The sequence below is a fragment of the Flavobacterium sp. 123 genome (assembly GCF_003634825.1).
In the GTDB taxonomy this organism is placed as follows: domain Bacteria; phylum Bacteroidota; class Bacteroidia; order Flavobacteriales; family Flavobacteriaceae; genus Flavobacterium.
The window spans coordinates 2,210,313-2,222,774 of the sequence record NZ_RBXD01000001.1; the positions used below are offsets into that span (position 1 = coordinate 2,210,313).

The 12,462-nt window shown below is 33.1% G+C and carries 12 protein-coding genes; 6 read left to right on the forward strand and 6 right to left on the reverse strand.

The annotated features are described in order from the left end of the window. Positions 1-115: 115 nt before the first annotated feature. The 5 genes from C8C88_RS09780 to C8C88_RS09800 form a co-directional block, all read right to left on the reverse strand. Entirely contained in the window at positions 116-397 is a 282-nt protein-coding gene (locus C8C88_RS09780; protein ID WP_121337919.1) for a helix-turn-helix domain-containing protein, read from the reverse strand. An 89-nt stretch (positions 398-486) separates the two neighbouring features. After that, positions 487-1,374, reverse strand: a complete 888-nt coding sequence (locus tag C8C88_RS09785) for a hypothetical protein (RefSeq protein WP_121337920.1) — start codon at positions 1,372-1,374, stop codon at positions 487-489. Between the two features lie 270 nt (positions 1,375-1,644). Next, positions 1,645-2,862, reverse strand: coding sequence for a site-specific integrase (locus C8C88_RS09790; RefSeq protein WP_121337922.1), 1,218 nt, complete (start codon positions 2,860-2,862; stop codon positions 1,645-1,647). A gap of 368 nt (positions 2,863-3,230) precedes the next feature. Next, entirely contained in the window at positions 3,231-3,839 is a 609-nt protein-coding gene (locus C8C88_RS09795; protein ID WP_121337923.1) for a YkgJ family cysteine cluster protein, read from the reverse strand. A 79-nt stretch (positions 3,840-3,918) separates the two neighbouring features. Next, positions 3,919-4,554 (reverse strand): phosphoribosyltransferase, encoded by a 636-nt coding sequence (locus C8C88_RS09800; protein ID WP_121337924.1) that lies wholly within the window; start codon positions 4,552-4,554, stop codon positions 3,919-3,921. 246 nt (positions 4,555-4,800) lie between these two features. Here C8C88_RS09800 and C8C88_RS09805 point away from each other — a divergent pair, with 246 nt between their 5' ends. From C8C88_RS09805 to C8C88_RS09830, 6 genes are all read left to right on the forward strand, one after another. Beyond that, positions 4,801-5,697, forward strand: coding sequence for a MerR family transcriptional regulator (locus C8C88_RS09805; protein ID WP_121337925.1), 897 nt, complete (start codon positions 4,801-4,803; stop codon positions 5,695-5,697). 36 nt (positions 5,698-5,733) lie between these two features. Further along, on the forward strand, positions 5,734-7,209 hold the full coding sequence (locus C8C88_RS09810; RefSeq protein ID WP_121337927.1) for an NAD(P)/FAD-dependent oxidoreductase: 1,476 nt from the start codon (positions 5,734-5,736) through the stop codon (positions 7,207-7,209). Between the two features lie 2 nt (positions 7,210-7,211). Continuing rightward, positions 7,212-8,051, forward strand: a complete 840-nt coding sequence (locus tag C8C88_RS09815; RefSeq protein ID WP_121337929.1) for a phytoene/squalene synthase family protein — start codon at positions 7,212-7,214, stop codon at positions 8,049-8,051. A 42-nt stretch (positions 8,052-8,093) separates the two neighbouring features. Then, on the forward strand, positions 8,094-8,534 hold the full coding sequence (locus C8C88_RS09820; RefSeq protein WP_121337930.1) for a sterol desaturase family protein: 441 nt from the start codon (positions 8,094-8,096) through the stop codon (positions 8,532-8,534). Between the two features lie 158 nt (positions 8,535-8,692). Next, entirely contained in the window at positions 8,693-9,154 is a 462-nt protein-coding gene (locus C8C88_RS09825) for an SRPBCC family protein (RefSeq protein ID WP_121337932.1), read from the forward strand. Beyond that, complete coding sequence (locus C8C88_RS09830; protein ID WP_121337933.1) at positions 9,154-10,449, forward strand: deoxyribodipyrimidine photo-lyase; 1,296 nt, start codon at positions 9,154-9,156, stop codon at positions 10,447-10,449. The genes C8C88_RS09825 and C8C88_RS09830 overlap by 1 nt, the downstream gene beginning before the upstream one ends. Positions 10,450-11,039: 590 nt before the next feature. Here the strand turns inward: C8C88_RS09830 and C8C88_RS09835 are convergent. Next, on the reverse strand, positions 11,040-12,458 hold the full coding sequence (locus C8C88_RS09835; RefSeq protein ID WP_121337935.1) for an SDR family oxidoreductase: 1,419 nt from the start codon (positions 12,456-12,458) through the stop codon (positions 11,040-11,042). Between the last annotated feature and the right edge of the window lie 4 nt (positions 12,459-12,462).

Sequence of the window (12,462 nt, forward strand, 5' to 3'; positions counted from 1 at the left end):
TTAATTTAATGGTTAATAGTTGCCCTTCGACAAGCTCTGGGTGACAGGTTGTTGGTTCTCGTTTGTGTGAGTTTTGCAATCGCAAAACTCACAAGTTCCGTTGCAGCTGCTCATACTATCTTCCTTTAAAAGATTTGTTGTAATGCTCCGTAAGGAGTTTTTCAACATCAGAAAGCTTGTAATAGATTTTGTTTCCCACTTGACTAAATGAAATTTTACCTTCGTCTCTCCAGGTTTGAGCTGTACGTTTTGAAATTTTCATCAGAAGAAGGAACTCTTGATTGTCCAGAAAGGTTTCTTTCTTTGGGTCAGCCTTGCTTGAGATTTGGCTTTGAATTGTGTCTAATTTGCTCATTAGATCTGTGAACTGGTCTTTTGTGAAGATAATTGCATCCATTTTTAAAAGTTTTAAATTGTTATGGTGCAAATGTGAGCAGTTGAAAAAAGTCTTTTAGTCCCCACTTGGTCTCCAGGGGACCATTTTGTTTAAAGCAATTTGTCGATGTCCAGTCTTTTATGGGTGTTCGGACGTTTATCCTCTTTGGAAGGTTTGAGGATTGTTTTGACAGTTAGGGGACTTATTTCTTTACCCTCTTTATCTAAGAAGGAATTTACAATCCAATCTGCTAGATCGTTTGTGTTTTCGTCAATATAAGGTTTGCCATCAATAAAAAGTTCGCGATTCAATTGGTAAAACATATCTACTAATTGGTTTAGATTTCCATTGAATTTTAGTTTTTTGTTTGGTTTTGGGCTGCTTAATTTTAGTTTTTGAGCTTCTTCAATTGCCGCTTGTATTTTTTGTAAGGCATAAATGTTCTCTATTTCTTTGGTGCATTGTGCATCATAAAACGGTGTCTTTTGATTGATAAACTCGATATTCGCTTGTTGATATTCAAACATTTCTTTGGTTAGCAACAATATTTTTTGATTGTCATCATTGATATTATCCAACTGCTTTTTTAACTCATAAAATGAAAAATGACGGTCTTCACTTTCAGCATTAATGAATTTTTTAGGAGTTTTTGCAACTGGTTCTTTTACTCTGGAAGATTGCAGCTCTGTTCGTTTTTTTTCGATTAAGAAATACAGTTTGTTGTATCTACTCATAGCCGTTTTGGAACTGAAAAAGGCTTCATTATTGGCTAATAATTTTTCGACTTTACATATCCATATTTCCGGGTTCTTCACCTGGTTGAATTGATAATCTATAAATGCAGGAAATTGAGATTGTTTGAGTTCTAATATTTTTGCAATTAAAGCATTGCAATAGTTTTGAATGTTGATTTTGTCTTCAACGATTATATCAAATAAAGGATTTTTGGCTAGCGCCGCAGGCACTGCCAATAATTCTACAAACGGAGCTGTTTGCATATTTTGATCCTTTGAATTCAAATTTTAATATGTTTTTTTTGGTATTCATTTAGTATTGAAAGGTAATTAAAAGCGGTTTTAAATTGGTTGCTTTTTGGAAGTCCTAGTGTTTTCAACTAGAGTTCGTTTATCACTCGTTTCGAATGCTTTAAAAATTACTTGTTTACTCTGATGTAAAGTTATAAAATAAAAAAAATCCTTGTTAAAGGATTTTAGTTGAAGTTATTAACAATTGTTTAATGTCAATAAAATGGACACTTAACACGTTATTTAAAAAATATAGTTGTCTACAGCTTTGTCCAGTTCTTCGCTGATGATTTTGGCATATACTTGTGTGGTGCTGATGTCACGGTGGTCCATAAGTTTAGAAACGTGTTCAATTCTCATTCCGTTATTTAACGCATTTGTCGCAAAGCTGTGTCTTGATAAATGGAATGAAAGGTCGAAAGGCAAATTTATTTTTGTACTCATTTTTTTAAGATGCCAGTTTGCTAATTTATTGAAAGCTGCTGTTTGAAAATAACGTTTTGCCTCGTTTTCCAAATACCCCTTTTTGTCGACAATAACCGGAAAGATAAAATCATCGTGAATGGCGTTTTCTTTTTTGTATTTTTCTAGAATATCGATGGCCACTTTTCCAATTTTGAACTGGTGAACTCTTCCAGTTTTACGAATGTGTTTGTTGATTTTATGTTCAGCTTCATTGTAATTAGAATATTGCATTTCGATAACATCACTAAAACGCAAACCTCCGGCATAAATAGAGAAAAGAAATAAATCTCTCCACATCATAGCTTTTTTGCCCTCTATGAGCTTTAATTGGGTTAAAGCATCAATCTGTACTTTATTAAGAAATAATCTTTTAGAAGAGCTGATTTTGAGGGTTATTTTGCTAAACGGAAACATAGTTTCGGGAATTACTTCTTCACGAATTGCATCCCTGAATATGGTTCCGAGCACAATTATGGAAAGTCGTTGAGTTGTATCTCCGTTGCCTAAAGTATCTCCTAAATGAAATTTATAGTCGTTTAATAAAGCTACCGTAATTTCATCAAAATATACATCCTTTGTTCCCATATATTTTTCAAATTTATCAACCTGGGAGGTGTATGCTCTGTAAGTGGAATAAGAAACGGTACTTTTAATTTTCTCTAATCTCTTTCTGGCATATTCAAAAAAGTTTGGCACTTCTTTTCCCTTTATGGCTTCTTTGAGTTTTTTAACCGATACGGTTTTGATTTTACGTTCCATATCGGCAACCTGACCTTCTGCATCCGCAATCTTTTGAGATAATGCAGCATTCATTCTGGCACTGTTGGAATGGTTCTTTTTTACTTTCTGCTTTACTTCATCCCACTCGTTCTCTTTAAGCTTCACTCCAGCAGTGATAAATTTCGTTTTTCTATCTTTTATAATTCGGATATACAAAGGACTGTGTCCTGTTTGATCAACCTGATGCGTTCTTAAAATTAGTTTTACTGATGCCATAATAATAGGAATTTAGAAATGTTATACTACTTTTGTAAAGTAATGCAAACGAGTGAAAGTATTGTAAATACTAGGTTTTCAATTGGGTGCATCGTGATACGAAGGTACAACATTGGGTACAACAAAACAAGTATTTCGTTGCTTTTTGTTGCTTAAATTTGCATTGTTCATTTTTATAAAGTCAATAAATACAACACTTTAAGTGCAAATTGGAGGGTTGAATGAAAAGTTGTAGATAACTTGTATATAGGTCTGACAACATCAGACGTATCACTCCTAAATTGGGTTGCTTTGTCTGACAAACGGCATCATTTTTATAATGCTAATGTATTACTTTTTGGAAGGATTTTAGTATTAAATACTTTAAATTAAGCAATATTCTCCATTCCACCTGGAAACGGTCTGTAGGTATAATAATGCAAGACTTCTTCAATAGCTATTTTCAAAGCTTCATTTATAGGGAGTGAAGTCACTGCGAGTCTATTGTCAATTTGAGATAATCGGGTGTAATAATGAGTGAAAACAGGTACATAAAGCCCTTCGCTGATGGCCTTTTCGGCTGCATGAAAGTTTTCCTCTTGGCCTACCTTGATAATTTTGCAGGTCGTCATACGCAATTGACCATTTCTATCTCTATTGGCAGCATAGCCAAAAAGACGACAAATTAATCCACGATATTTATAATTAGTACAGCTACCATTAATTTGATCTGTTGGGGACAGCGATTGGTATATGTGGCAATAGGTATTGGTTGTTGAATTCAGTTCTTCTAAAGTTTTTTCGGCTTTGCCATTCAAAAATAAATAAAAGGCCCAGGGTAAGAACTCTAAAGGCGAGGCATTGATATCTGGTTTTGAGCAGCATTGGCCACAGCCTGAATTGCAGGACAAATGGGTTTTTGATTTGAAAGTAGTAATCTCATTTTCAAGACGATCAAACAACTGTTCGACCAATTTAACTTTCTGTTCTATATCCATTGTTTTTTGTGTAATGTACGCTAATAAATAATGGAAATGGTATAAATCGATGATTTTAAAATTTTAAAATTTAAAAATTTTATTGAATTTGACTTGGGATATTGAGCATGTTGATAACCTCTTCATCTTCTACTTGATGGAATTCTTCGTAAAATGCTCCAACACCTTTGAAATTTTTTGTAGCAATAAGATATACTAATTCGTCTACATTTCGATTAAATGTACTTAGCGCATCTGCCGGTAAAACGGGTGCTGCAACGATTATTTTAGCAGGTTTTCTTTTTCGTAACATTGCAATACTTGCTAGTAACGTATTTCCTGTGGCTATGCCATCATCTGCAATAATTATATTTTTTCCTTCTATATCTAAGGGTTTGCGACTGCCCCTATATAGCTCATATTTGTTGCGTAATAGTTTTCTAAGTCTTGTAATTTCTTCTTCAATATATTTTTGAGGAACCTCAGGATGTTCTCTAAGCGTTATGGAATCCATTGATACTGCTCCAATGGCATATTCTGTATTATTAGGATGACCAATTTTTTTTGAGAGCACAATATCAAGCGGAAGATGTAATTTTTTAGCAATTTCATATCCAATAGGTACTCCGCCTCTTGGAATGGCAAGAACAACAGTATTGCTATTTTGGTATTTTTTTAATTTCTCTGATAGCAAAATTCCTGCTTCTTCTCTGTCTTTTAGTAGCTCATTATACATGATTCAGACTTTTAAAATTAATGTATAAAGGTATTGATTTTCAGCTGTATGTGTTTTTGTATTTCTCGCTTTTTTTTTTAATTTATATCCTATTTAAACTGCGAAATTCTTCCATAATTAATAATTTGTTTTATTTTTTTTGGAGGTCAAATTAAACTGTAAAGGATTAAAATTCAGATTGGTTTTGTATGAATTAGATTTTTACTGTTTTTTTATTTACATTTGTTTATCAAATTAAACAAAACGATGAACAACATAAAAAGTGTATTTAGTATTAAAGACCTTGAAAACCTTTCTGGAATAAAAGCACATACAATACGTATTTGGGAAAAAAGATATGATATCCTTCAGCCGATGCGAACGGAAACAAATATCAGATTATATGATCTAGCTAGTTTGCAAAAGCTTTTAAATATTACTTTATTACACGATTATGGCTATAAAATTTCAAAAATAGCTACTTATCCTCAAGAAAAAATCCCGTCACTTGTTCGAGAAATTATATCAAATAAAACTGCCAAAAATCACGCAATAAGTGATTTAAAAATGGCAATGATGAATTTTGATCAAGATTTGTTTTTTGCGACTTACAATTGGTTAATGTCTGAGAAATCTTTCAAAGAAATCTTTCATCAGGTTTTTATTCCCTTAATGAATGAACTTGGTTTGTTGTGGCAATCTGATACGATAACTCCTGCTCACGAGCATTTTATAACGTATTTGATTAAGCAAAAACTATTGGTGAATACCGAAAAATTGCAGGTTTTGAAGCAAACTAAAACGGACAAAGTTTTTGTTTTATCTCTCCCAATGAACGAAATTCATGAATTAGGATTGATGTATTTGCATTATGAAATACTCCTTAATGGTTACAAATCCATTTATTTAGGGGAAAGCATGCCTATTGAGAATTTAAAAGATTTAAAAAAACATTTTAACTCGATTGTGTTTATTTCTTACTTAACGGTTCAACCGGAACGCGATAACTTAGATGATTATATTCAAAAAATGTCTGAGGAACTTGAAGATGAGGAAACCCAGTTGTGGTATTTAGGTAGGTTAGTTGAGTTTATTGATAAAGAAACTCTTTCGGATAAAGTTTCTGTTTTTAATTCTATTTCCGAATTAGTAACCAAAATATAATATTTTGTTTAAACATTTTGTATATTTGCTAAACAAATGAAAGATATAAAAACAATTTCTATTATTGGTTCCGGATTTTCATCCTTGGCTGCTTCTTGTTATTTGGCACAAAGTGGTCATAAAGTTTCAGTATATGAAAAAAACGAAAGTGTTGGAGGTAGAGCAAGGCAGTTAAAAAGTCACGGCTTTACTTTCGACATGGGTCCAAGTTGGTATTGGATGCCGGATGTATTTGAGCGTTTTTTTGCTGATTTTAATAAAAAAACGACAGATTATTATGAGCTAATTAAGCTTTCTCCTGCTTACAGAGTCTATTATGGAGTGGATGATTTTATTACAATTGCGGATAATTTAGACGAAATTGTAGCGACTTTTGAGTCAATTGAAGCGGGTAGTGGTGCTATATTAAATGATTTTATGGCTGAAGCCAAAAGTAATTATGATATTGCTATCAAGGATTTGGTTTATAGACCTGGTGTTTCTCCCTTAGAATTAGTCACGGTTGAAACCGCTAAAAAAGTAGGACAGTTTTTTAGCAACATAAGCAAAGATGTTCGCAAGAAATTCAAAAATGATCGATTAATTCAAATTCTGGAATTTCCGGTTTTGTTCCTTGGCGCAAAGCCATCGGATACGCCGTCTTTTTATAGTTTTATGAATTATGCTGATTTTGGATTGGGAACTTGGCATCCTAAAACAGGAATGTTTGATGTGGTTCGTGCAATGGAAACTTTGGCGTTAGAATTAGGAGTTAGTTTTCATACCAATTCAAATATTGAAAAAATCATTGTTGAAAATAAAACCGCAAAAGGTTTAGTTGTTAATGGGAAAGCGATTTATTCTGATTTGGTTTTAAGTGGTGCGGATTACCATCATACCGAAACTTTGTTAGAGGAAGAACACAGAGCCTATTCTGAAAAATATTGGGATAGTCGTGTTTTTGCACCTTCATCATTGTTGTTTTACATTGGCTTTGACAAAAAAATAGAAAACATATCGCATCATGCTTTATTTTTTGATGTAGATTTTTATCAGCATGCAAATGATATTTATGATGAACCACAATGGCCAAAGGAACCTTTATTTTATGCAAATTTTCCTTCATTAACAGATAAATCAGCAGCTCCGGAAGGAATGGAATCAGCTTTTTTTCTAGTGCCATTAGCTCCTGGAATCAATGATACTGAGGCTTTACGTGTTGAATACTTTGATAAAATAATTGATCGCTTTGAAACATTGACTCAGCAATCTGTTAAAAATAATATTATATTTAGCCAATCTTTTTGTAAGAATGATTTTGTTGAACAGTACAATTCATACAAAGGCAATGCTTACGGAATGGCAAACACCTTATTGCAAACAGCGTTTTTGAGACCAAAATTAAAAAGTAAAAAAGTAAAAAATTTATATTTCACAGGACAATTAACGGTTCCAGGACCAGGCGTACCACCAGCATTAATTTCAGGTAAATTAGTGTCGGAATTAATTAATAAGCAATTTTCAGAAGAATAAATATGAAGCAATTATTTGATGATGTATCTTTTAAATGTAGTAAGCTAGTTACAAAAAACTACAGTACTTCATTCTCACTGGCTGTTTATATGCTTTCGCCAAGCATTAGGGATGCCATATACAGCATCTATGGCTTTGTGCGATTTGCAGACGAAATAGTAGATTCGTTTCATGGTTTTCAAAAAGAAGATCTTATTAATGATTTTGAGAAAGAATATTACAAAGCGTATGATTCTGGAATCAGTTTAAATCCTATTTTGAACTCGTTTCAGATTACGGTAAAACAATATAATATTTCGGATGATTTAGTTCAGTCTTTCTTGAAAAGTATGAAATTAGATTTGGTAAAATCAGATTATCACAGTGATGAAGAGTACAAAGAATATATTTATGGTTCAGCTGATGTAGTTGGTTTAATGTGTCTCAAGGTTTTTGTGGATGGAAACAATCAAAAATACGAGCAGTTGAAAGACGAAGCCATGCGTTTAGGTTCCGCTTTCCAAAAAGTAAATTTTCTAAGAGATTTAAAAGATGATAATTTAGTCTTGAACCGAAATTATTTTCCTGGTGTAGATTTGAATTCTTTTGATGAAAAATCAAAAGCAGCAATTATTCTTGAAATTGAAGAAGATTTCAGAGTTGCTTATCAAGGAATTGTAAAACTGCCTATGGAAGCTAAATTTGGTGTTTACACAGCATTTGTGTATTACAAAAAACTGCTTAAGAAGTTAAAAAACACACCTTGCCACGAAATAGGAAGCGCTAGAATTAGAGTTTCTAATTATACAAAAGCAGGACTTTTGGCACAATCTTTCGTAACTTATAAGTTGAAGTTAGTATAAAAAACCGATTTTTAAGATCTATATTTTAAACAATAAAAAACAATGATTTCCTTTCTAATATTTTTTGGAGTTTTCCTTTTCATGGAATGTGTTACTTGGTGTACACACAAATATGTGATGCACGGATTGATGTGGTATTTCCACGCGGATCATCACCAACCTAAGTACGCTAATGTTTTTGAGCGAAACGATATCTTTTTTGTGATTTTTGCCGTCCCGAGTATAGTTCTTTTTTATTTCGGTGCGCAGGCTAATTTCAACTATCTTTTTTTCATCGGATTAGGAATCACATTTTACGGATTCTGTTATTTCATGATACATGATGTCTTGATTCATCAGCGCTTCAAATGGTTCAAAAATACCAATAATAAGTATCTGATTGGTCTTCGTAAGGCCCATAAAGTGCATCATAAACATTTAGGAAAAGAGCATGGCGAATGCTTCGGAATGTTATTCGTGCCTTTTAAATATTATAAAATTTAGAAACAATATTTGGGCGTGACCACAAGGGTCGGGCTATTCGTTCCCGCTTTTTTGAGTACGGCCAAAAAAAGCCATCCTCAAAAAGAGCTCCACTGCTATCCCTCACGCAATCCAGTATTCAACAAAACGCTCATTACAAACACAACAAGTACAACCCCATGAAACTCTACACAAAAGAAACAACGCAACATGTAAATGCTACTATTGAAGAATGTTGGGCTTTTTTTTCCAGCCCTAGAAATCTTCAAAAAATTACACCAGAATCTATGGGTTTTCAAATCACTGATTTTGATGAGAAAAACATGTATGCTGGCCAAATAATTCAATATAAAGTTTCCCCACTTTTAGGAATAAAATTACCTTGGGTAACCGAAATAACATTTGTAAAAGAAAATAGTTATTTTATTGATGAACAACGTTTTGGTCCGTATGCGTTATGGCATCACAAGCATTTTTTTGAGAAAACGGATAACGGAGTTAAAATGACGGATTTGGTTCATTACGGATTGCCTCTTGGGTTTATTGGACGAATCATGAATACTTTGATTGTGAAAAATAAATTGAAAGCTATTTTTGACCACAGACGGGTCATGGTGGACCAACTTTTTAATACAAAATAATGACCAAGCAACAAGTTTCTTTTTTCTGGTTTAGACGTGATTTACGATTAGAAGATAATGTAGGTTTGTTTCACGCTTTACAATCTGATTATGCTGTAATTCCATTGTTTATTTTTGATGATGCAATTTTAGATAGTTTGCCCAAAAACGATGCTAGGGTAGGTTTTATTCACGAATCTTTGGCTAAAATTAATTCGCAATTACAGGAAATAGGAAGTTCACTATTGGTCAAAAAAGGCAAAACTATTGCTGTTTGGGAATCACTTATTGCCGAATTTGATATCAAAGAAGTTTTTTTTAATAAAGATTATGAACCATACGCTATTCAAAGAGATTTGGCTGTCTCTGAATTATTGAATTCCAATAAAGCGATACCACATTCCTTCAAAGACCAAGTTATTTTTGAAGAAAAAGAAATTACAAAAGCGGATGGTTTACCTTATACCGTTTATACGCCATATAAAAATAAATGGTTAGAAAAGTGCAAAACCATGGCGCCTATTCCTGAATATGATGCCAGTGTACATTTTTCTAACTTTCATAAAAATTCGTTCGCTTTTCCCTCTTTAGCCGAAATAGGATTTGAAGAAAGTCCCATCAAAGTAAAACCGCACAATTTGACTAAGATTGGAAATTATCATGAAACTCGTGATTTTCCAGCAGTTGATAGTACCTCGTATTTGTCTCCACATTTGCGTTTTGGAACGGTTAGTATTCGGAAATTAGTCAATTGGGCGGCACGTAAAAACGATGTTTTTTTGAGTGAATTGATTTGGAGAGAGTTTTTCATGCAAATACTTTATAGCTTCCCAAAAGTTATCAATCAAAATTTCAAATCTGCTTATGATGGAATTCAATGGCGGAACAATGAAGAGGATTTTAAACGGTGGTGTACAGGAACTACGGGCTATCCAATGGTTGATGCCGGAATGCGTCAACTCAACGAAACGGGATACATGCACAACCGTGTTCGTATGGTTGTAGCTAGTTTTTTATGCAAACATTTATTAATACAATGGCAGTGGGGAGAAGCCTATTTTGCAGAAAAATTATTGGATTACGAATTGTCTGCTAATGTAGGAAATTGGCAATGGGCCGCAGGAACAGGTTGTGATGCAGCACCTTATTTCCGTGTTTTTAATCCCGATATTCAACTCAAAAAGTTTGATGAAAAAGGTATTTATATACGTAAATGGATCAAAGAATTTGATTTGGGTTACGGACAACCAATGTTAGATCATGCAATGGCAAGAGATAGAGCAATTGCTACGTATAAAGAAGGAATTTTAAAGTGATTTCAAAAAATAAATTAACCATTTAAGATATATAAGGCTATAGACGAAAGTCAGCTGCCATCTTCTATAAGGATGCTGTTTAATTAAATGAACTTACATTTCTTGTGTGATTTAAACTTTTGAATTATTTCAATTTAAAATGAGTTTCGTCTACAACAATTATTAAAAAATTCCTTAAGAACTAAACTTACATTTCTTATGTGGTTTAAACTTTTGATTATCCTAATTTAAAATGAGTTTCGTCCACAACAATTATTAAAAAATTCCTTAAGAACTAAACTTACATTTCTTATATGGTTTAAACTTTTGAATTATTCTAATTTAGAATAAATTTCGTGTACTGTAAAGACCCGAAAATTCCTTAAGAACTAAACTTATATTTCTTGTGTGATTTAAACTTTTGAATTATTTCAATTTAGAATAAATTTCGTGTACTGTAAAGACCCGAAAATTCCTTAAGAACTAAACTTATATTTCTTGTGTGATTTAAACTTTTGAATTATTTCAATTTAGAATAAATTTCGTGTACTGTAAAGACCCGAAAATTCCTTAAGAACTAAACTTATATTTCTTGTGTGATTTAAATGCAACTATTTAATCAATTTATTCAGCATTCCATTAAAAATAAATCCATGAAATGGCAATACTGAATACCAATATAATTTCCCCCAAATTCCTCTAGGTCTAAATGTTGCAGATTGGTAAAGTGTGTTGTTGATTATTTTGAATTCTAACCAAGCTTCTCCTGGGAGTTTCATTTCAGCAAATAAGATTAATTTACCTTCTTCTTTGTTAGCATAGAGTACGCGCCAAAAATCAAGAGCATCACCAGAATGGATATTGTGTTGGTTGGTTCTGCCTCTTCGGGAGCCTACACCACCATATAATTTGTCTATAAAGCCGCGTAAATTCCAAAGCCAATCACCGTAATACCAACCCGTTTCTCCACCAATAGACCAAATCCTTTCGATGGTAAATTCTCTATTTTGGATTTGCATTTTGCGACGATCTATGTAACAATCTTTTTTGGGGACTTTTATATATCTAGAAATATTACTCTTAAAACGCCCGCTAACCAGAGAATCTTTCCAGCTCGAAGCAACCTTATCTTCTTCAACTTTTGTTAATGCCCGAGACAAAGCTTGTTTATACGTCATGGGGTTAACATCTAGTAGCGTATTAATTTTAGTATCTCTGCAAACCACTTCTACTTTCATACTACTGACTAAGGCCGTTGCTAGTTTGTAAGAAGTTGAGGTTACAAAGTACAACCAATACGAAGATAATTTAGGAGTCATCACCGGAATAGTGAAAATCCAACGCTTTAGTTTTTTTGCTTCGGCGAAAGCCAATAGCATTTCTTTATAAGTTAAAATATCAGGGCCGCCAATGTCAAAACTTTGATTGTAAGTAATAGGGTTTAATAAGGATTTAGTCAAAAATTCCAATACATCGGTTATGGCAATAGGCTGACATTTGGTGTTCAACCATCTTGGGGTAATCATTACGGGAAGCTTGTTGATTAAATCTCGGATAATTTCAAAAGATGCGCTTCCAGAGCCTACAATTATACCTGCTCTCAATGTAGTCAGACTAAAACTTCCGAGTTGCAGTATATCTTCTACTTTTTTTCTGGAAGATAAATGCTTCGATAGGGATTTGTCGTTTACAATTCCGCTGAGATAAATAACTTGCTTGACATCGGTTTCATTTATTCGTTGTACAAAATTTAATGCCGAAATGCTTTCTAATTCATCATAATTTGTTGCTGAACCAGACATCGAGTGGATTAAATAATAAGCTGCTTGAATATCTTTTGGAATAGTAGTTAAAGTTTCTTCTTCGAGAAAATCAACTTCAATAACCGTAATTTTATTTTGTATTTCTTTTGGAACATAAAACCTGTTTTTATCTCTCACACAACAAAATACATCGTGACCTTGCGCTACTAAAATAGGCAAAAGTCGCTTCCCAATGTATCCTGTTGCGCCTGTTAAGAGAATTTTCATGCTT

Bases quoted from the DNA above. Each gene is read 5' to 3' on its own strand.
- C8C88_RS09780 (WP_121337919.1), bottom strand. From the start codon at position 397: ATGGATGCAATTATCTTCACAAAAGACCAGTTCACAGATCTAATGAGC.
- C8C88_RS09785 (WP_121337920.1), bottom strand. From the start codon at position 1,374: ATGCAAACAGCTCCGTTTGTAGAATTATTGGCAGTGCCTGCGGCGCTA.
- C8C88_RS09790 (WP_121337922.1), bottom strand. From the start codon at position 2,862: ATGGCATCAGTAAAACTAATTTTAAGAACGCATCAGGTTGATCAAACA.
- C8C88_RS09795 (WP_121337923.1), bottom strand. From the start codon at position 3,839: ATGGATATAGAACAGAAAGTTAAATTGGTCGAACAGTTGTTTGATCGT.
- C8C88_RS09800 (WP_121337924.1), bottom strand. From the start codon at position 4,554: ATGTATAATGAGCTACTAAAAGACAGAGAAGAAGCAGGAATTTTGCTA.
- C8C88_RS09805 (WP_121337925.1), top strand. From the start codon at position 4,801: ATGAACAACATAAAAAGTGTATTTAGTATTAAAGACCTTGAAAACCTT.
- C8C88_RS09810 (WP_121337927.1), top strand. From the start codon at position 5,734: ATGAAAGATATAAAAACAATTTCTATTATTGGTTCCGGATTTTCATCC.
- C8C88_RS09815 (WP_121337929.1), top strand. From the start codon at position 7,212: ATGAAGCAATTATTTGATGATGTATCTTTTAAATGTAGTAAGCTAGTT.
- C8C88_RS09820 (WP_121337930.1), top strand. From the start codon at position 8,094: ATGATTTCCTTTCTAATATTTTTTGGAGTTTTCCTTTTCATGGAATGT.
- C8C88_RS09825 (WP_121337932.1), top strand. From the start codon at position 8,693: ATGAAACTCTACACAAAAGAAACAACGCAACATGTAAATGCTACTATT.
- C8C88_RS09830 (WP_121337933.1), top strand. From the start codon at position 9,154: ATGACCAAGCAACAAGTTTCTTTTTTCTGGTTTAGACGTGATTTACGA.
- C8C88_RS09835 (WP_121337935.1), bottom strand. From the start codon at position 12,458: ATGAAAATTCTCTTAACAGGCGCAACAGGATACATTGGGAAGCGACTT.